The sequence below is a fragment of the Pseudomonas kitaguniensis genome, assembly GCF_009296165.1.
Lineage (GTDB): Bacteria > Pseudomonadota > Gammaproteobacteria > Pseudomonadales > Pseudomonadaceae > Aquipseudomonas > Aquipseudomonas kitaguniensis.
In genome coordinates, this window is the sequence record NZ_VUAZ01000123.1 from 11,890 (window position 1) to 31,565 (window position 19,676).

Here is a 19,676-nt window from a genome sequence, read left to right on the forward strand (position 1 = left end):
AAAATTACTCTTCACGGGCCGTAACCTCGGTGCTTGAAGGGGGGCCACCATATTCGGGTTTGAGCCTGCCGTCGTCGGCCAACAGCCAGGCGTCCATGATCTGGCGCACCACTGGCGCCGCAACACCGGAGCCGGACTCGCCGTTTTCGACCATCACGGCCACGACTATTTTGGGGTCGTCGGCCGGCGCGAAGCCGACAAACAACGCGTGGTCACGGTGGCGCTCTTGAACCTTGGAGCGGTCATATTTCTCGCCCTGCTTGATCGCGACCACTTGGGCCGTACCGCTCTTGCCGGCAATTCGGTACTGCGCACCGATCGCCGCCTTGCGCGCGGTGCCGCGCGCGCCGTGCATCACTTGCTGCATGCCGTGGTTGACCTTGGCCCAGTCGGACGGGTCGCGCAGCACGATGTCGGGGATCGGGTTTTCATCGACCGGCTTCTCGCCCTCGATGGTCCTGGCCAGGTGCGGGCGGTTCCAAATGCCTTTGTTGGCGACCAGCGCCGTGGCCTGCGCCAGTTGCAGTGGCGTCGCCTGCATGTAGCCCTGGCCGATCCCCAGAATCAGGGTTTCGCCGGGGAACCACGCCTGGCGACGGGTTGCACGCTTCCACTCGCGCGACGGCATCAAGCCAGGCGATTCTTCGAACATGTCCAGGGAGACTTTTTGACCGAGGCCGAACTTGCCCATGTAGGCAGCCAGCCGATCAATGCCCAGCTTGTGGGCCAGGTCATAAAAATAGGTGTCGTTGGAGCGCATGATCGCGGTGTCCAAATCGACATAGCCGTCACCGGTGCGGTTCCAGTTGCGGTATTTGTGATCGTAGTTGGGCAGCATGTAGTAGCCGGGGTCGTACACGCGGCTCGATGCGGTCACTACGCCCGAATCGAGGCCGGCAATCGCCACCGCAGGCTTGATCGTCGAGCCGGGTGGATACAAGCCGCGCAGCACGCGGTTGAACAACGGCCGGTCGATGGAATCACGCAGCTCGGCGTAGGCCCTGAAGCTGATCCCGGTGACGAACAGGTTAGGGTCGAAACTCGGCTGGCTGACCATCGCCAGCACTTCGCCGGTTTTCGGGTCCAGTGCCACCACGGCACCACGCCGCCCGCCGAGGGCCATCTCGGCAGCTTCCTGCAACTTGATGTCCAGGCTCAGCACAATGTCTTTGCCCGGCACCGGGTCGGTGCGCTTGAGCACCCGCAGCACACGGCCGCGCGCGTTGGTCTCGACTTCTTCGTAACCCACTTGGCCGTGCAACTCGGGCTCGTAAAAACGCTCGATGCCGGTTTTGCCGATATGGTGGGTGCCGCTGTAATTCACCGGGTCGAGGCTTTTCAGCTCTTTCTCGTTGATCCGCCCCATATAGCCGACGGAGTGCGCAAAATGCGGCCCTTGCGGGTAATGCCGCACCAACTGCGCCACCACCTCTACACCGGGCAAGCGGAACTGGTTCACCGCGATCCGCGCGATTTGCTCTTCGGTCAGCTCAAACAGAATCGGCACTGGCTCAAATGGCCGGCGCCCCTGCTTCATGCGTTTTTCGAAGATCACGCGGTCTTCCGGCGTCAGTTGCAGCACCTCCACGATCACATCGAGGATCTGCTGCCAATCGCCGGAACGCTCGCGGGTCATGCTCAGGCTGAAGCTGGGCCGGTTATCGGCGACTACCACGCCATTGCGGTCGAAAATCAGCCCACGGGTCGGCGGAATCGGTTGCACATGCACCCGGTTGTTTTCCGACAGCGTGGAGTGATACTCGTACTGGATCACCTGCAGAAAATACAGGCGCGCAATCAGCACGCCGATCAAGCCGACCACCAGAAAAGCGCCAAACACCACCCGCGCGCGTACCAGACGTGCGTCTTTCTCGTGGTCCTTGATGCGGATCGGCTGGGTCATCGGCAGGGGCGCAGATTATTTGTGGTAAGGGTGCCCGGACAGAACTGTCCAGGCGCGATACAGCTGTTCACCGATCAGAATCCTTACCAACGGGTGCGGCAACGTCAATGCCGACAGCGACCAACGCTGGTCCGCCCGCGCACACACTTCCGGCGCCAGCCCTTCGGGGCCGCCCACCATGAAGTTGACCGTACGCGAGTCAAGGCGCCAGCGATCCAGTTCCACCGCCAGTTGCTCGGTGCTCCAGGGTTTGCCGTGCACCTCAAGGGTGACGATACGCTCGTTGGGGCCGACCTTGGCCAGCATGGCTTCGCCTTCCTGACGGATAAAGCGTGCCACGTCGGCATTCTTGCCCCGTGTGTTGAGCGGTATTTCCACCAGCTCCAGCGACAGCTCAGCGGGCAGACGCTTGGCATACTCGTGCCAGCCTTCTTCCACCCACTTGGGCATGCGTGAACCGACAGCGATCAGACGCAGGCGCACAGCCGTTCCTTATTCCTGGTCTTTGTTGAGCTTGTCGAAGTGCGCGTGGCCCACTTCCGGGTTGTGGTGCTTGCCGTCGGCGGCACGGCTCTGCTCGGCGCCTTTCCACAGACGTTCCAGGTCGTAGAACTGACGGGCGTTGGAGGTCATCATGTGAACGATCACGTCGTCCATGTCCAGCAGCACCCAGTCGCTGTCGCCCTTGCCTTCTTCACCCAGCGGCTTGACGCCTTGGGCTTTGACGGCTTCGCGAACCTTGTCGAGCATCGCGCCGATCTGGCGGTTGGACGTACCGGTGGCGATGATCATGAAGTCGGTGATGCTCTGCTTGTCACGCACGTCCAGCACTTGAATGTCCTGGGCCTTAACGTCTTCCAGGGCAGCCACGGCGACTTTTACCAGCTCTTCGCCAGCCAGTTCCGGGCCAACGTGGGCTTCAACCGGCAACGGTGCGCTTTTGAAGGTGCCTTTGCGCTTAACTTTGCTTACGTCTTTGTTGGTCATATAAAACTCGTTTTGCTCGTATGTTCGGGCGCTCGCTGCACGACTGTTCGTGCGTTCAAGCGCGCCTTTTCAGTTCGACGCACGGTAAAGCCCGTGCGCATCGATGTAGGCCAGGACCGCGTCAGGCACCAGGAAACGTACCGACTTCCCGCTGGCCAGCAGTTGACGGATCTGGGTGGCGGACACCGCAAGCGGGGTCTGCCAGACGAATGCAATATTCCCGTTCGGCCCGGTCAGGGCCAAGGGGTCACTTACCGACCGCGCGGCCAGCAGGTTGCGCAAGGCATCCGGCGGTTCGCTGTCGGCATCCGGGCGTTGCAAAACCAGGATGTGGCAATGCTGGAGGAGTTCCTCCCAGCGATGCCAAGAGGGCAGGCCGCAAAAAGCGTCCCAGCCCAAAAGCAGAAACAATTGGTCATCTGCGGCCAACTCGGCGCGCAGTAATTCCAGCGTATCGACAGTGTAGGACGGTTTATCACGCTTGAGCTCGTGGTCGTCCACCACCAACGGCGCTATGCCCTCCACCGCCAGACGTACCATTTCCAGGCGTTGCTGCGCAGACACCTGCGGCGTATCGCGGTGTGGCGGCCGCGCGTTGGGCATCACCCGCAGCTCATCCAGCGCGAGGGCATCCGCCACTTCCAGGGCACTGCGCAAATGGCCGATGTGCACGGGGTCGAAGGTGCCGCCGAGCAGCCCGATGCGTTTAGCCGTCAAGTGCGCACATGACCGTCGCCGAACACCACGTACTTCTCGCTGGTCAGGCCTTCAAGGCCAACCGGGCCGCGTGCATGCAGCTTGTCGGTGGAGATGCCGATCTCCGCCCCCAGGCCGTACTCGAAACCGTCGGCAAATCGCGTCGAGGCGTTGATCATCACCGAAGCGGAATCCACTTCGTTAAGGAAACGCCGGGCATCGCTGAAATGCTCGGAAACAATGGCGTCGGTGTGCTTGGAGCCGTATTTGTTGATGTGTTCAATCGCCTCGTCCAAGTCGTCGACGATGCGGATCGACAGGATCGGCGCCGTGTACTCGGTGTACCAGTCTTGTTCGGTGGCCTCGATCACGTCTGCACCGAGCAACGCACGGGTGCGCTCGCAACCGCGCAGCTCCACGCCTTTGTCGCGGTAAATGGCGGCCAGCGGCGGCAGCACGCGATCGGCAATGCCGGCGTGCACCAGCAGGGTTTCCATGGTGTTGCACGGGGCGTAGCGATGGGTCTTGGCGTTGTCGGCGATGCGGATCGCCTTGTCAATATCGGCGGCGATGTCGATGTACACGTGGCACACGCCGTCCAGGTGTTTGATCACCGGCACTTTGGCATCACGGCTCACGCGCTCGATCAGGCTCTTGCCACCGCGCGGCACGATCACGTCGACAAATTCCGGCATGGTGATCAGTGCGCCAACCGCGGCGCGGTCGGTGGTTTCGACCACTTGCACCACTTCGGCCGGCAACTCGGCCACGGCCAAACCCTGCTGAATGCAGGCGGCGATGGCACGGTTGGAATTAATCGCTTCGGAACCGCCGCGCAAAATGGTGGCGTTGCCGGACTTGAGGCACAGGCTCGCGGCGTCGATGGTCACGTTCGGGCGCGACTCATAAATGATCCCGATCACGCCCAACGGCACGCGCATTTTGCCGACCTGGATACCCGACGGCAGGTAGCGCATGTCACGGATTTCACCGATGGGGTCAGGCAGCTTGGCCACCTGACGCAGGCCTTCGATCATGTCGTCGATACGCGCTGGCGTGAGTGCCAGGCGGTCCAGCAGGGCTGGCTCAAGGCCATTTTCGCGGCCATTGGCCAAGTCCCGTTCGTTGGCGGCGGCCAGCTCGGAGCGCGCAGCATCCAGAGCGTCGGCAGCGGCCAACAGGGCACGGTTCTTCTGCGCCGTGCTCGCGCGGGCGATCAACCGCGAGGCCTGACGGGCAGCGCGACCCAGGCGGGTCATGTAGTCAAGAACGGACTCAGTCATGGTCGGGGAGTCTTGGCAAAGAGGAAAGCGGCAGATTATAGCTGCGACGCCGCCCGACTGACAGCGGTGAGGGGCGGATGGTTGAAATGAACTGTAAAAACCTGAGGTTCAGCGGCAATTAAGGTGGGAGTTGTTATTATTCCGTCACATTTAGCCGTACTAACCCCTGATCGCCATGCCCAACTTCGCCCCCAAGCTCCCCGCCAGCCCTCTGCCCGACAGCTTCTTCGACCGCGACGCGCAGCTTCTTGCGCGCGAATTACTCGGAAAAGTCATACGCCATCGCGTCGGTGATTGCTGGCTTTCAGCGCGAATCATCGAAACCGAAGCCTATTACGTGGCCGAAAAAGGCAGCCACGCCTCACTCGGCTACACAGAAAAACGTAAGGCTTTGTTTCTGGATGGTGGGCACATCTACATGTACTACGCCCGTGGCGGCGATTCGCTGAACTTCAGCGCGCAAGGCCCGGGTAATGCCGTGCTGATCAAATCGGCCTATCCGTGGGTGGACGCAGTGTCCGGCCCTGCGAGCCTGGCGCAGATGCTGCTGAATAACCCGAATCCCGACGGCAGCCCTCGCGCTTCGCAAAAACTCTGCGCAGGCCAGACCCTGCTATGCAAAGCCTTGGGCTTGAAGGTGCCGATGTGGGACGCCAAGCGCTTCGACCCGCAATTACTGTATGTGGAGGACGTGGGCCAACCACCATCGCAGATTATTCAGACCACCCGATTGGGCATCCCCAGCGGGCGCGATGAACACTTGATGTACCGTTTCGTCGATGCTGGCTATGCGCCTTATTGCACACGGAACCCGCTGCGCCGGGGCCAGGTCGAAGGCCGCGATTACTTTTTGGTTTAAACCGGCTGCGCCTGCTGAATATTGATACCTGCAACACAGTGGATCTTCAGCGTTTCGAGTGATGTATTGCATAGAGGGAGTGACGTTTTATGGGCCAATGGCTCGATAGCATTACCGCCTGGCTCACCGTGAACCCCGAATGGCTGGCGGTGGCGGTGTTTATCGTCGCGTGCGTGGAGTGTTTGGCGATAGCCGGGCTGATCGTGCCGGGCACGGTGTTGTTGTTTACCATTGCGGCACTCGCCGGCAGCGGTGCGCTGTCGCTGAGCGAAACGCTGTTACTGGGCTTCCTCGGTGGCTTGCTGGGCGACGGCGTGTCGTACTTTCTGGGCCGACATTTCCATCAGAACATCCGGCGCCTACCCGGTTTGCGTCACCACCCTGAATGGATGAACGGCGCAGAAACCTACTTTCATAAGTACGGCATTGCCAGCTTGCTTGTAGGGCGCTTCATCGGCCCGCTGCGGCCTATGCTACCGATGGTGGCTGGCATGTGCGACATGCCCTTCCCGCGTTTTGCCGCCGTGAGCATTTTGGCGGCGGCGGGCTGGTCGGTGGCGTATCTACTGCCTGGCTGGGCCACCGGCGCCGCCTTCCGCCTGCCGTTACCAGAAGGTTTCTGGCCGGAAGCAGGCGTTGTGGCGGTGTGTTTGGCGGTGTTGCTGGGGCTGAGCTTGAACAGCAGCTTGCGCGGCCATCGTCGCGCAACCTTATGGATGGGCTGCGCCAGCCTGACGTTATTGATCGCGATGTTTATCGGCTACCCGCACCTCAACCACTTCGATCAAGGCCTGAGCGCGTTGGTGCAGGAACATCGCAGCCCGTGGCTGGACGAGGTGATGGTGCGGATCACCCAGTTGGGCGAGTTCAAGAAGATGTTCTTCGCCAGCGCCATTTTCACCGGGCTGTTGTTACTTGCGCGGCAATGGCGGCACGCGGTGTTTGTTGGCGCTACGTTGGCCGGGGCGGCAGTGATCAATACAGGCACCAAGCTGTTTTTTGCGCGCGGCCGCCCAGAAATCCTCACCGACCCACTGACCAGCTTCAGCATGCCCAGCGGCCACGCCTCCGGCGCGTTTGCGTTCTTCCTGGCGCTGGCAGTGCTGGCAGGTCGCGGGCAACCCACGCGCTTACGCCTGACCTGGATGCTGCTCGGCTGTATTCCGGCAGCCTTTATCGCGCTGTCGCGGGTGTACCTCGGCGCACATTGGCCCACGGACATTCTGGCCGGCACGCTGCTGGCGATGACGGTGTGCGCGTTCAGCCTGGCCGCCAGCGAATACCGCAGCCCGTTGCCGGCCATGCCGCAAAAAACCTGGTGGCTGTTGCTCCCGGCGCTGGTGGCGGTGCTGAGTTTTATCGCGCTCACCGGCACACCGCATGCCTTGCTGCGCTACGCCTACTGAGTGAAGAGTTCACCCTGCAACTCGTCGAGCAACATCTGGATCGCGTCCAGCTTTTGCTGCGGATCATCGAGTTGCAGCAGGTCGATCTTGTCGGCCTCGGTGAACGGCAACAGGTAGGCCAACTGATTGCCCAAGGCTTGCTGGCCATCGGCGCGGGCGTCCATGTCCAGCGAGGCAACCATCGGGTGTTCGGCGAGTGCCTGAAGCAACGCCAGCAAGTCGGCGTCCTCGTCTTCCAGCACGCGGTCGGGCAGCTCTTCCAGCCATTGCACCTCGGCCACCAGCAATTGGTCCTTCTGCACTCCGGCGTCACGCACACGGAACCTGCGCCCGCCTTCGACGCGAATCCCCAGCAGGCCGTTGTCTTGTTGCTTGAAGTCGCGAATCAGCGCTTCGCAGCCGATCAGCGCGTAGCCATCCGGGGCCATGCCGACTTCCCGGCCATCGAGAATGCACACCACACCGAAGCTTTCGCCCTTTTTCATGCAGCGGCTGATCATGTCCAGGTAACGTGCCTCGAACAGTTGCAGGTCGAGGGTGCAGCCTGGGAACAGCACGGTATTGAGCGGGAACAGGGCCAGACTCATAAAGGTTTCCTTTAAACAATTACCGACACGGCCAACGGCAGGAACACCGCCGTGGCTACGCCCATCAGGCTCATGGCCAGCGCCGCAAAGGCGCCGCACTCTTCACTTTCCTGCAACGCCACCGAGGTGCCGACGGCGTGGGCGGTCATGCCCAAGGCCATGCCGCGCGCTTCGGGGCTGTGCACCCCAAGGCGTGACAGGAACGCCGGGCCGATCATTGCGCCGATCACCCCGGTGATCAGCACAAACACCGCCGCCAATGCGGCCACGCCACCGATCTGCTCGGCGACCAGCATGGCAATCGGCGAGGTCACCGACTTGGGCGCCATGGTCATCAGCATCCGGTGCCCGGCGCCGAACCACGCGCCCAAGAGTACACACAGGCCGGTGACCAGCACGCCACCCAAGACCAGCGTAGTCAGAATCGGCCAGAACAATTGCCGAATTCGCCGCAGGTTTAAATACAGCGGCACTGCCAGCGCTACGGTCGCGGGGCCGAGCAGGATACCCATGATCTCGGTACTTTTGCGGTACTCAACGTAACTCAGGCCGCAGGTCAGCAGCACGCCGATCACCAACAGCATCGACACCAGCACCGGTTGCAGGAAGACCCAGCGGGTTTTCTCAAACCCCGCCAGCACCAGTTGATAGGCGCCGAGGGTGATGCCGATGCCAAACAGGGGATGATGAATCACTGCCGTCCACGCGCCTTGCGTGTCGAAGATCATTGTTCCTGCTCCGGGCGCGCCTGGCGCTTGACGAGCTTTTGCATCAACACGCCGACAAACCCCATCGCGATCACCAGCGACAACACCAGCGCGCCGATGATGGCCCAGAAGTCTGCCGCGATGTCTTTGGCATAGACCATCACGCCCACGGCGGGCGGCACCAGCAACAGCGGCAAATAACGCAACAGGCTGCTGGCCGCCAGGCTCAACGGCTCGCCGACTTCGCCGCGTGCGATCAAAAAGCCGAGCATCAACAGCAAGCCAATGATCGGCCCCGGCAGCACCGGCAACAGCAAATGGTTGAGCGCGGTGCCAATCAATTGAAACAGCACCAGCCAAGTCAGCCCACGTAACAGCATGCGTTTTCTCCCCCTCAAAACTCGCGCGCATTATAAGCATGCCTGCCCTATGCACCGGCATTCGCCAAAAGCATGGTGGGTTGACCGGGTTGGTTGCGCATGATGATCTAGATTGGGTCTGTGTAACCCACAAAAAACACCCGCCCCGTCGGCGCCTGGGTGATAAAAACCGATACCCCCAAGGAGAGTCGCAATGCCCTGTGTACCTGTAGCGCAGCTCAACGATTATATCGGCAAGGAACTGGGACGTTCCGACTGGCTCACCATCGATCAGGCGCGTATCAACCTGTTCGCAGAGGCCACGGGCGACCATCAGTTTATCCACGTTGACCCGGTCAAGGCCGCGCAAACGCCATTCGGCAGCACCATCGCGCATGGTTTTCTGTCGCTGTCGCTGATGCCCAAACTGATGGAAGACATCCTGATCATGCCCGAAGGGCTGAAGATGGCGATTAACTATGGTTTGGACAGCGTGCGCTTCATCCAGCCGGTGAAGGTCAACGCCAAGGTGCGCCTTAACGTCACCCTGACTGACGTGACCGAGAAAAAACCTGGCCAATGGCTATTCAAGGCCACCGCCACCCTGGAAATCGAAGGCCAGGAAAAGCCTGCTTACATCGCCGAGTCGTTATCACTCTGCTTCGTGTAAGGCCGCGCCTGTGGTGAGGTGAGAAACCTTGCCACAGTGTATGTAAATTTATGTATGAAGTTCTTAGCTGCGGCATACTCGGCGCTCAATTATCCGGATCCCGCTATGCGCCCACTCGCCCCCCTTGCCCTTGCCCTGTTGCTCACCGCTTGCGGAGACGGCGAATCGCTGTTGCCGCCCGATGCGCGCTTGCCCGATGGCGGCCGCTACCGTGGCGATGTGGTCAATGGTTTGCTGCAAGGCCAGGGCCGCGTGGATTACCCCAACGGCAGTTGGTACGCCGGCCAGTTCGACAAAGGCCAGTGGCACGGCCAGGGCGAATGGCATGGCAGCAACGGCGAGGTTTATAAAGGCCAGTTCCAGCAAGGCCTGTTCGACGGCCAGGGCAGCCTGACCACCCCGGGCAGCAGCTACGTCGGCGGCTTCAAAAGCGGCCGGCGCAACGGCGAAGGCACCCTCAAAGAGGGCCAAATGACCTACCGCGGCGAGTTCAAGGACGACCAGTATTCCGGCCTTGGCCGCCTGGAGCTGGCCGATGGCAGCCAATACCAGGGCCAGTTCGCGCACGGCAAACCGAACGGCGAAGGCCAACGCAACGACGACAGCGGCAACCAGTTCAGCGGCCATTTTGTCGATGGCCAACTCGAAGGCAACGGCACCTTCAACAGCGCCGATGGCGACATTTATGTCGGCCAGTTCAAACAGAACCAACTCAACGGCAAAGGCCGCTACGAAAACGCCGACGGCGACGTGTGGATCGGCCAGTTCAAGGAAGGCGCACTCAGCGGCGAAGGCGAGTTGATCGGCGTCGACGGCAGCCACTATATCGGGCAGTTCAGCGACTGGCGGTTCACCGGCGAAGGCCGCCTGAACCTCACCGATGGCAGCTTCTACATCGGCGGTTTTGACAGCGACAGCTATCAAGGTAAAGGCACCCTCGTACTCACCGACGGCACTGTGCAGGCCGGCACCTGGGTGAATGGCCTGCGTGTGCGCGATGCCGACGGCAAGCTGTTGCCCGACCCGCTCGAAATCGGCGTACTGGCCCAAGGCCGTTTGCTCGATGCCGCCCTCGCTGCCGTGCCGCCCTCCACGCCCGCCGTGGAGCTGTACACCTTGGTGCTGGCGGGCGATGGCAAACAAAGTGTGTTCCTGCGCGAAGCGGATTACGTCAGCAACCTGCTCGCCACGCGCTTCGGTGCACGCGGGCAGATCCGGCTGGTCAACCACCGCGACCACATCGCCGACCGCCCGCTGGCAACCCGCGAAAGCCTGCGCCGCGCCGTGCAAACCCTGGCCGAGCGCACCGGGCCGGAAGACCTGGTGTTTATCTACCTGACCAGCCACGGCACCCACGAACACGAACTGGTGCTCGACCAGCCGCGCATGGAGCTGGCCGACCTGCCCGCCGATGAACTGGCGGCGGTGCTCGAACCGCTGAAAGCCCGCGACAAGGTGGTGGTGATTTCAGCCTGCTATTCCGGCGGGTTTATCCCGGCGCTGAAAGATGAGCGCACGCTGATCATGACCGCCTCGCGCGCGGATCGCGTGTCGTTTGGTTGCTCCGAGGAGGCGGATTTCACCTATTTTGGCGATGCTCTTTTCGCTCAAGCTTTCAACCAGACCGACGATTTGCAACAAGCCTTCAAACTGGCCCAAGTGCAGGTGGCCGAGCGCGAACAAGCGGACAACTTCGAAGCCTCTGAACCACAGATCTGGGCCCCCAAAGGCGTGATCGCTCACTGGCAATTATTACGCAAACAGCAGGCACGAAAGGCGCTCGAAAGCGTCTCTATGAATAGCAAGGAAGCCAAAGGCAACTAAGCTGCTATGTGTAACAAGGGGGAAACACCATGTACCTGACACCTCAACATATCTTGCTCGCCGGCGCCTCCGGCCTGACCGGCGAACACCTGCTCGACCGCCTGCTCAACGAACCCACGGTGACCCGTGTACTGGCGCCCAGCCGCAAGCCGCTGGCCGAACACCCGCGCCTGGAAAACCCGGTAGGCGACCCCGCGCTACTGCTGCCACAACTGAGCGGCACGGTCGATATCGCCTTTTGTTGCCTGGGCACCACCATCAAGCAGGCGGGCTCCGAAGCGGCCTTCCGCGCAGTCGACCTGGACCTGGTGGTGGCCTTCGCCAAGCGCGCGCGGGAAATGGGCGCGCGCCACTTGATCGTGATCAGCTCGATTGGCGCCGACCCGAAATCCTCGATCTTTTACAACCGCGTCAAAGGCGAAATGGAGTTGGCGTTGCAGGCGCAGGACTGGCCGCAACTGACCATCGCGAGGCCGTCACTGTTACTTGGCGAACGCCTGCACCCGCGCCTGGCCGAACAACTGGCGGGCACATTGTCGCGATTGATTCCAGGCAAATACCACGGCATCGAAGTGTGCGAACTAGCCCGCGCCATGTGGCGCCTGGCGCTCGAAGAGCAAGATGGCGTGCGCGTGGTGGAGTCAGACGAGCTACGCAAGCTCGGCAAATAACGTCGTTGAGCGCTGGCACACAACAAACGGTGGGAGCGGGCTTGCTCGCGAAGGCGGTGGATCAGTCAACGTAGGCATCAACTGACACGCCGCCTTCGCGAGCAAGCCCGCTCCCACATTGGTTTTGGGTTGCCTGCGAGGTCGGTGCTACAGACCACCGGTTGCATTGAAGCCCACGCCCAATACCGTCAACGCCGACAGCGGCAACAGCAGCGTGTCGAGCAACGCGCTGGCCGGCAGGTCGATGTGCGGGTAGCTCGGCGCTTCAGCGCCAAACCGGTCCTTGGCGCAACAGCCGCCGTTAATCGCATACAAATCCAGCCGTGTGCCGGCGTACACCACGGGCGCGCCAGGCTGCGCCGCATCCAGCGTGCGTGCGGTGGCGCAGCCCGTCAGTTGCAGGGCCAGCAGAACTAACAGCGCCTTATTCATCGCTGCTCAAATGGTGTTCGCCCCAACGCGGCAGCATGTCCTGGGGAATATTCAGCAGGTTGAGAATGCGCGCCACCACAAAATCCACCAGGTCATCGATGGTCTGCGGCTGGTGATAGAACCCGGGCGATGCAGGCAAGATGGTCACGCCCATGTTCGATAACTTGAGCATGTGCTCCAGGTGAATACTCGAATACGGCGCCTCGCGCGGCACCAGAATCAACTGCCGGCGCTCTTTCAGGGTCACGTCGGCCGCACGCTCGATCAAGTTGTTGCAGGCGCCTGTGGCAATCGCCGACAAAGTGCCGGTGGAACACGGCACCACCACCATCGCCGCCGGCGCACCGGAGCCGGAGGCCACCGGCGACATCCAGTCTTCTTTAGCGTAAACCTTGATCTGCCCCGCCGCCGCACCGGTGTATTCGGTGAGGAAGGCTTGCATCATCTGCACCTTGGGCGGCAACGCCACATCGGTCTCGGTGGCCATTACCAGTTGTGCGGCCTTGGAGATCAAAAAATGCACCTCGCGTTCCTCGCGCACCAGGCAATCAAGCAGGCGCAGGCCATACGGTGCGCCGGACGCACCGGTCATCGCCAGGGTCACGCGTTCCGGGCCGCTCATTTCAACGCCTCGGCCAGTTTGCCGTGCAGGCCGCCGAAGCCGCCGTTGCTCATCACCACCACGTGGGTGCCCGGTGTGGCCTTGAGTTTGACGTGTTGAATAATGCCTTCGATGGAATCGCAGACGGTTGAGGGCACAGTGCACAGCGCTGCAATGGACGGCAGGTCCCAGCCAAGGTTGGCGGGCGCATACCAGACCACCTGGTCGGCATCGTTGACGCTTTCCGGCAGGCCATCACGGTGCGCGCCAAGCTTCATCGAGTTTGAGCGCGGCTCGACAATCGCAATGATGTTGGCATCACCGACGCGCTTGCGCAGGCCATCCAGCGTGGTCGCAATCGCCGTTGGGTGGTGGGCGAAGTCGTCGTAAATGGTAATCCCATTCACGTCGGCGACCTTTTCCATCCGGCGCTTCACGCTTTTAAACGCGCTCAACGCGGCAATGCCCATGGCTGGCACCACGCCTACATGCCGCGCGGCCGCCAGGGTGACCAAGGCGTTGGCGACGTTGTGCTGGCCGGTCATGCCCCACTCAACGACACCTTGGGCTTGCCCTTCAAACAGCACTTCAAATTTAGAGCCGTCTTCGCTGAGCAACTTGACCTGCCACTGCCCGCCCGCGCCGGTAGTTTGCACCGGCGTCCAGCAACCCATGTCGATCACTCGCTGCAACGCAGGCTCGGTGGTCGGGTGGATGACCAGGCCTTCGCTCGGAATGGTGCGCACCAAGTGGTGGAACTGGCGCTCAATCGCCGGCAGATCAGGGAAGATGTCAGCGTGATCGAACTCCAGGTTATTCAGAATCGCCGTGCGCGGGCGGTAGTGGACGAACTTGGAGCGTTTATCAAAAAACGCGCTGTCGTATTCATCCGCCTCGATCACGAAGAACGGCGTTTCACCCAGGCGCGCCGACACCGAGAAGTTTTGCGGCACACCGCCGATCAGGAAGCCCGGGCTCATGCCCGCGTGCTCCAGCACCCACGCCAGCATGCTGCTGGTGGTGGTTTTGCCGTGCGTGCCGGCTACCGCGAGCACCCAGCGACCTTGCAGCACATGGTCTGCCAGCCACTGGGGACCGGAGACATACGGCAAGCCTTTATTGAGTACGTACTCGACCGCAGGATTGCCACGGGACATGGCGTTGCCGATCACCACCAGGTCCGGGACCGGGTCGAATTGCGATGGGTCGTAGCCTTGGGTCAACTCGATACCCTGAGCCTGCAATTGCGTGCTCATGGGCGGATAAACGTTAGCGTCGGAGCCGGTGACATGGTGGCCCAGTTCCTTGGCCAAAACCGCCATCGAGCCCATGAAAGTGCCGCAAATACCGAGAATATGAATGTGCATGGTTGACCTCTTGAACATCGAGGCAGGTTAGCGCAGGGAGGGGGAAATCGCACCTATTAAACGGTCCTCTTCGCCCAGCGCCACCCCTCATGCCGCCTCGCTGCCAAGCGCCTTCATCTTGCGTAGCGCCTTGTTTACCGCGGCCAATCGTTTCTCTATGGCATTCAATCGATCACGCACCGAATTACTGCTCAACAGGTCAACAGGCGCCGGAATATGGCGCTTGAAAAACACGCTGAGCGCTTGCGCTCCTTCATCGACGTGTTCCTCAAGCGCGCCCAGATCGGCGTGCATTTGATCCAAGTGCTGACTAATGTCGGTTGGCACCTCTTGCGACGCGATGTCAGCGGCTTGCACCTCGACACCTGCCACCTCTGCGAAGTCTTCATTCGCCAGTTGGACGGCCCGCTGAAGTGTCTGAGCGCGGGCAATCCATGTTTGATCGACAATCCTGCCAACCCTGTCGGCTGCATCTAGTTGCTCCGACTCGGTTTGCGGCAGAGAGGGGAGTTGAAACGAACGCTGTACCAGCTTTCGCGGCTGTAAGAGCTGAAACGCCAAGCCAATGCCAGCGCCGAACCCGGCATCGACAGTCGCGTTAATAGCATCGTGTGCTGCCTGCTTAAAAAAACCGGAACCCGCATTGGGCGTGAAGCCTTTCAACGGAGCGCCGTAAGGCAACATAGAATTAGCGTCATAGGCGTACCACTTGCCGTTTCGTTGCACTGCTTGAGTAGGAAGCGCCTCGGCTGTTGCGCCCACGGGCCGGTAAATGCCTTCGGCGACGCTGTCTGTTTTGCCTGCACGAGGAATGTCAAAACTACCGCTGTGCCCCCGCGCGTGATGCAACTTATTGAACAAGGGAGAGGCAGACTTAAAGCCGCGCTTGGCAAACTTGGCCAACTGGAATACCCCACGCCCGATGTCATAAAGGCCCAGCAAGGGGTTAGCCGCTTTAACGCCTGCTGTCACAAACCCCTTCAGAAAACTCATGGTTGACGCGAGCCCCTTGGCTCCTGTCTTGACCGCTAAGGCGCCACCTTTAAAAGCAGGCACGACCAACCCGATAAGATCAAGCAACAAGTAAAGACTCCCTTCCAGCGATCGACCGTTCTTGAAGCTTTTAACGGCGTCGTAAAAGGGAATGAGACTGCGCAGGAACGCCACGCCGGCTTTGTCCCTTCGCACATCGCGCTCTTGAGTCGTTTCGCCGTAGGATATTTTTTTGGCGTCGTCCACACCCCGGCTGAAAAATGCACTGACCACCGAGGCCAACTCGTTGACCCGCTTCGAGGCAACCATTGCCTCTGACGCGGGATACGGTTCGGTTAATGGCGTTTCCAGTGACTTCGATGGATAAATAGACAACGCGGCGAAGTCGACTTTGTCTTTTTTTGGCCATGCAGTACCCAGTGCCTGCCACAGGATGGTCACCGTATCTTCTTGCTCGGCGGGCCGTCCAGGACGCTCCATGGAAAAATACAGGCGAGACCCCGGCGCCCAAAGCCCAGGCCTGGAGGGATCCATGTCCTTGATAATTCTGCCTTTTGAAGGCGAATACAAATAATGACAGGTTTTCGCGCCCAGTTCGGCCCTAATGAGAATCGTGCCACTTTCTATATAGTCAAACATCGGATGGCCTGCGCGCACAGGCCCTTGATGACCAGAAGGCGAGCCGAGATGAAAAGTGGTGACTTTACCGCGCTCGATCATCAGCCGATCTTCAACCGGCAACAGCGATAATTGATACTGAAAGCTTGTTTCTACATACTGCTTCACGCCATCGGCGTAGGCATTGAACTGCTTATCAAACGTAGTTTTTATATCCGCAAGTTTGGAAAAGCCTGCTTGAATATCGGCCGTTGTGAAGTGCTCGTTTGAGGCGGTCCAAGCATGTTTGTATAAATCGCCGGACATATAAATATCCAACAGCGAGTAAGTCCCACGCTTGCGCGAACCCGGCGGAAGATCACCGAGCAGCGTTTTATCTTCAAAGAAACGTTCCATTTTAACGCCGTAGACGCGGCTTAATTCAGCCAATGCCGACGCCCGGCGATTGGGCATGGGGGTATCCACCGCTTTGGCGCCCTCCACCAAATTATCGACCTGCTTTTGCAGGGCAATAACCGCGCGATCGATGGTCTCGGCGGCGTAGGCATCGTCACTGCTTTGCTCGATCACCTCATTGGCAATGCCCCAGTCGACCACAGACCTCATTGCCGCGGCCTGCAACTGCGCCTGCCCGACCTCTGTTATGGGCTCCAGGGCATCGCGCTGCATGATGTCAGCATAAGCGTGCCCGGCCGATGCGCCTGGCGTGTCCAATTCGCGGCGCATGACAGCTGCGCTGAACGATGCCCATTGCTGGGAGCCGTAAACCAGTGCAGGAGGCTGGTCTTTGACCAGAAACTCGGGGGCTGACAGCGCCAGCAATTGATAAGCCACCACCTTCGCCAACTGCGGGCCAAACCGGCTTTCCAGGTGCTTTTCAAAACGTTGTTTTATATGTGCCGGCGACAACCCCCAGTTATCTTTCTGGCGCAGGTTATACCCGGCCAGATTGTTGCGTTGCTGGCCTGCCACAGGATCGGCGTCCAAGCCTAATGCTGCGAGCAGCGACTCTTGGGCACTGGTCTGAGTCGGCAGTGCGCCAATCGCCTCCTGCAGCTGTTTACCCAGCGCGCGAGCCTGAGGGGTGCTGATCAATGCCTTGAGAAAAGCCTCGATGTCTTCGCCGGCCCGCGCCGTTACCGATGCAGGGACAGCACGCTGCAGATACTCGATAAGGCTGGGCGCACGCCCTTGGCCATCAAGCGGCACTTGTGTTTGAAGGGCTTTCCAGTCGCTTACGACCTCGCTTATTTTATGTTGATCGGCCTCCCCCAGCGGCATGTCTTTGCTTAACAGCCCGCCATAGTCGCCCTCACTGGGTGCACGCAAAGGCGCCACGGACAACGCGCGATGCACGTTGGCAAGTGCGTCCAAAGTGATCGGAACTTGCAAGCCATGGCCAATGATCAGTTGCTTCAGGCTGAGGGTCACGGGTTGTTTTTGTTGTGCACTCCACAAAGCAGAATGCGGCGCGACCTCAACAACAATAGCGTCCAAATCCAGTTGCGCATCGGGCGTATCAATCTGCGCCTTCATAGCGCCAAGCAAGTTATCCAACTGGTGGGCATCGCCGATCATGCGCAAGACGTTCAGAAGCTTGTCGTTATCGGGCAACGCGTCATGCCCCCTGAAAAGCGGAACACTGCTGAGCTCTTTTGAACGGATGATTGTTTGTTGCCGCGACACCGTCGGGGGCTCATGGTAAAAATGCTGAATGACACTTGAATCGACGGTGAAGTTGCCAAACCCGTCGGGCTGATAATCATAGGGGAGGTCAACATTTCCGTAGGGCGCGAGTACTTTGGCGGCGGCCATCAAACTATCAATCAGGTCGTTGCCGCCCGGTAGGTCGGCCAGCTCAGGTGATTGACGATTTAGTCGTGCGCGCCCTTCAAAATGGAGTTCACCCTTGTCAGGAATAATATGAAGGGTTTTTACACTTCCCCCAACGAGCGCGGCCAAACGTTTGAGCAAAGGGGAATCGGCGGCTAACTTCAATGCCTCAATCCAATGCCCCAAGGTGGACGCTGGCGGAACGGGTATGCGCTGCGATGTTAAAACAAGTTTAGCGTAGTGTTGTGCCAAACGCGCATCGGCCGCAGCAGTAGACGCCTGCGGGTTCTGCGCAACCGGTAAAGAATGCGTCAACGAGTTAGTTGCCCCAGCGTCCACGTCTGCCGAGGGCTGACGTGGACGATTATTCGGCAGTGCGCCACGCAGCGAACCAGCACTTTGCACAGTCATGGCTAAGTTTTACCTTTGAGCAGTTCGGTGGTTATCACAGGCAGCGATGCAGTTAATTGCGCTCGACGCTAAAATCCGTTGTCAAAAAAACCAAGACCCACGCTTGTTTATTTGAAAGCGCGGGGCTTGGTCTCGAGGTTAAAACAGTCGCTGGCGCTTATTCAGGCCAAGCCCACTGCCACCTCGTCGGGACAGCAGTGGTTCATCACAGGAACGAACAACTGCGCAGGCCGAGTTGCCTCACAGCGCTCATCAGCGGCTTACGCCGGTTCTTCCTCCTGGCTTATTGCACTTAGTTTATCGATTACCAGGCCTTGCGCCTTATTGAGCGCCGCGAGCCTTCCCTCGAGGGCATCGACCCGAGCGCCGAGCCCTGCCAGGCCGTCGGCGGCCTTCTGCTTAGGGAGGAAGGATTTAAAATAAACTTCATTATCATCAGCCAGCGTTTTGGTGTGTTCCTCGGCAAAATCCAACATGTTCTCGAGTTGTTCCATCCGCTCAAGGGGGGCGGCCGGCCAATATGGACCTGGAATAAAATGCTGCTCGGTCTCTCCGTACCTCAGCGCGATGGATAAATTGGTCACCGTCAGGCCAACGATTTGGGCGTCGTTTATTCGGGGATAAAGCGCTTGCGCAGACGCTTCTTCTGCCTCCTTTACGGCGGCTGCCGCATCTCCAGGAGCAGCCGCGGGCAGCTCAACAGTCGACTTCGCAGTCGGCGGCGGTGGCACCAGTGGCGCAGGCAAATAAGACGCTTTGATCGCCTCGCCCACAGCAACAGAGCCTGAGTAAGCAGCGACGTTGATCGGTGCAGATACAAGACCGGTAACACCCGCGCTAATGCCCGCATCGCGTGCAATCAAGCCGGCACCGGGCGACTGAGAAATCACGCCCGACTTGATCAATTTTTCAGCATCAGACAACCGCCCAGCCACCTCGGCAACCGTAGCTTTGGGCAGGCTGGCCGGCGGCAGCTCTTTGCCCTGCCACTTAAAGACCCTTGCTTTTAGAATAGGGGGAAGCATATCCGAATGCGGCTCATTATTACCCTTTACAGCGCTCGCCTGGTCCCTGGCAACCTTGCCATCTTTATCAAGCGCGCGACCGGTTTTATCCACCAGAAAGCCCTCTTTATTGACCAGTTTTTTATCATTATCAATATAATGCCCTTTATCATCTATAACGCGCCCGAATGTGTTGACCGTACGCCCCTGCGCATCAATCAAGTGCCCATTATCATTCACCGCCCTGCCTTGCGAGTTGATCGTCTGATTTTGAGCATTTATCAGCTGGCCCCTTTCGTTTATTGGCTGACCTTTTGTATTGATCAGTTGCCCCGCATTGTTAATTCTTTGACCTTTGTCGTTGACCGGCTGATTGTGCTTATTAACCAATTTGCCTTGCTGATTGAAATACTGGCCGGAGGGGGCTCTTCTAAGACCCGGGGGCGGCGCAGCCTGGGGCGGCGG

General features: G+C 59.9%; 18 protein-coding genes. 5 read left to right on the forward strand and 13 right to left on the reverse strand.

Going from position 1 to position 19,676, the window contains the following annotated elements:
* Nucleotides 1–4: 4 nt before the first annotated feature.
* From mrdA to F0169_RS19735, 5 genes are all read right to left on the reverse strand, one after another.
* Nucleotides 5–1,903: a penicillin-binding protein 2 gene (gene mrdA / locus F0169_RS19715; RefSeq protein ID WP_058412895.1), complete on the reverse strand. Its 1,899-nt coding sequence runs from the start codon at nucleotides 1,901–1,903 to the stop codon at nucleotides 5–7.
* A gap of 15 nt (nucleotides 1,904–1,918) precedes the next feature.
* On the reverse strand, nucleotides 1,919–2,386 hold the full coding sequence (gene rlmH, locus F0169_RS19720) for a 23S rRNA (pseudouridine(1915)-N(3))-methyltransferase RlmH (protein ID WP_003176297.1): 468 nt from the start codon (nucleotides 2,384–2,386) through the stop codon (nucleotides 1,919–1,921).
* Between the two features lie 9 nt (nucleotides 2,387–2,395).
* Nucleotides 2,396–2,890 carry a ribosome silencing factor gene (rsfS, locus tag F0169_RS19725; RefSeq protein WP_058412893.1) on the reverse strand — a complete coding sequence of 165 codons (495 nt, stop codon included), beginning with the start codon at nucleotides 2,888–2,890 and terminating at the stop codon, nucleotides 2,396–2,398.
* Between the two features lie 69 nt (nucleotides 2,891–2,959).
* Entirely contained in the window at nucleotides 2,960–3,607 is a 648-nt protein-coding gene (nadD, locus tag F0169_RS19730) for a nicotinate-nucleotide adenylyltransferase (protein WP_058412892.1), read from the reverse strand.
* On the reverse strand, nucleotides 3,604–4,869 hold the full coding sequence (locus F0169_RS19735; protein ID WP_058412891.1) for a glutamate-5-semialdehyde dehydrogenase: 1,266 nt from the start codon (nucleotides 4,867–4,869) through the stop codon (nucleotides 3,604–3,606). Before F0169_RS19735 ends, nadD begins: the two co-directional genes overlap by 4 nt.
* A gap of 175 nt (nucleotides 4,870–5,044) precedes the next feature.
* Here F0169_RS19735 and F0169_RS19740 point away from each other — a divergent pair, with 175 nt between their 5' ends.
* Together F0169_RS19740 and F0169_RS19745 are read left to right on the forward strand one after the other, a co-directional pair.
* Nucleotides 5,045–5,728: a DNA-3-methyladenine glycosylase gene (locus F0169_RS19740; protein WP_152747400.1), complete on the forward strand. Its 684-nt coding sequence runs from the start codon at nucleotides 5,045–5,047 to the stop codon at nucleotides 5,726–5,728.
* A gap of 89 nt (nucleotides 5,729–5,817) precedes the next feature.
* Complete coding sequence (locus F0169_RS19745) at nucleotides 5,818–7,134, forward strand: bifunctional DedA family/phosphatase PAP2 family protein (RefSeq protein WP_152747401.1); 1,317 nt, start codon at nucleotides 5,818–5,820, stop codon at nucleotides 7,132–7,134.
* Here F0169_RS19745 and F0169_RS19750 read toward each other — a convergent pair.
* Genes F0169_RS19750 through F0169_RS19760 form a run of 3 tightly spaced genes read right to left on the reverse strand, consistent with a single transcriptional unit; the run spans nucleotide 7,128 to nucleotide 8,808 of the window.
* A complete protein-coding gene (locus F0169_RS19750) occupies nucleotides 7,128–7,721 on the reverse strand; it encodes an LON peptidase substrate-binding domain-containing protein (protein WP_058412888.1) in 594 nt (197 codons plus the stop codon). The two genes, F0169_RS19745 and F0169_RS19750, sit on opposite strands and share 7 nt — an antisense overlap.
* A gap of 11 nt (nucleotides 7,722–7,732) precedes the next feature.
* On the reverse strand, nucleotides 7,733–8,449 hold the full coding sequence (locus F0169_RS19755; RefSeq protein ID WP_058412887.1) for an LrgB family protein: 717 nt from the start codon (nucleotides 8,447–8,449) through the stop codon (nucleotides 7,733–7,735).
* Nucleotides 8,446–8,808, reverse strand: a complete 363-nt coding sequence (locus F0169_RS19760) for a CidA/LrgA family protein (protein ID WP_058412886.1) — start codon at nucleotides 8,806–8,808, stop codon at nucleotides 8,446–8,448. Before F0169_RS19760 ends, F0169_RS19755 begins: the two co-directional genes overlap by 4 nt.
* Nucleotides 8,809–9,001: 193 nt before the next feature.
* On the opposite strand from F0169_RS19760, the gene F0169_RS19765 reads away from it, so the two are divergent.
* From F0169_RS19765 to F0169_RS19775, 3 genes are all read left to right on the forward strand, one after another.
* The gene (locus tag F0169_RS19765) at nucleotides 9,002–9,457 is read left to right on the forward strand and encodes a MaoC family dehydratase (RefSeq protein ID WP_152747402.1); all 456 of its coding nucleotides are present in this window, start codon (nucleotides 9,002–9,004) and stop codon (nucleotides 9,455–9,457) included.
* A 105-nt stretch (nucleotides 9,458–9,562) separates the two neighbouring features.
* Complete coding sequence (locus tag F0169_RS19770) at nucleotides 9,563–11,281, forward strand: C13 family peptidase (protein ID WP_152747403.1); 1,719 nt, start codon at nucleotides 9,563–9,565, stop codon at nucleotides 11,279–11,281.
* 29 nt (nucleotides 11,282–11,310) lie between these two features.
* Nucleotides 11,311–11,952 (forward strand): oxidoreductase, encoded by a 642-nt coding sequence (locus F0169_RS19775; RefSeq protein WP_152747404.1) that lies wholly within the window; start codon nucleotides 11,311–11,313, stop codon nucleotides 11,950–11,952.
* 147 nt (nucleotides 11,953–12,099) lie between these two features.
* Here the strand turns inward: F0169_RS19775 and F0169_RS19780 are convergent, their stop codons facing one another.
* The 5 genes from F0169_RS19780 to F0169_RS19800 all read right to left on the reverse strand — a co-directional run bounded on the left by F0169_RS19780 (nucleotide 12,100) and on the right by F0169_RS19800 (nucleotide 19,601).
* Nucleotides 12,100–12,384, reverse strand: a complete 285-nt coding sequence (locus F0169_RS19780; RefSeq protein WP_058412882.1) for a YceK/YidQ family lipoprotein — start codon at nucleotides 12,382–12,384, stop codon at nucleotides 12,100–12,102.
* Nucleotides 12,377–13,006, reverse strand: coding sequence for a flavin prenyltransferase UbiX (gene ubiX / locus F0169_RS19785; protein ID WP_122251531.1), 630 nt, complete (start codon nucleotides 13,004–13,006; stop codon nucleotides 12,377–12,379). The genes F0169_RS19780 and ubiX overlap by 8 nt, the downstream gene beginning before the upstream one ends.
* Nucleotides 13,003–14,352 carry a UDP-N-acetylmuramate:L-alanyl-gamma-D-glutamyl-meso-diaminopimelate ligase gene (gene mpl / locus F0169_RS19790; protein ID WP_152747405.1) on the reverse strand — a complete coding sequence of 450 codons (1,350 nt, stop codon included), beginning with the start codon at nucleotides 14,350–14,352 and terminating at the stop codon, nucleotides 13,003–13,005. Before mpl ends, ubiX begins: the two co-directional genes overlap by 4 nt.
* Before the next feature lie 87 nt (nucleotides 14,353–14,439).
* Nucleotides 14,440–18,207: a hypothetical protein gene (locus F0169_RS19795; RefSeq protein ID WP_152747406.1), complete on the reverse strand. Its 3,768-nt coding sequence runs from the start codon at nucleotides 18,205–18,207 to the stop codon at nucleotides 14,440–14,442.
* Nucleotides 18,208–18,467: 260 nt separating this feature from the next.
* On the reverse strand, nucleotides 18,468–19,601 hold the full coding sequence (locus F0169_RS19800; protein WP_152747407.1) for a hypothetical protein: 1,134 nt from the start codon (nucleotides 19,599–19,601) through the stop codon (nucleotides 18,468–18,470).
* Nucleotides 19,602–19,676: the final 75 nt, after the last annotated feature.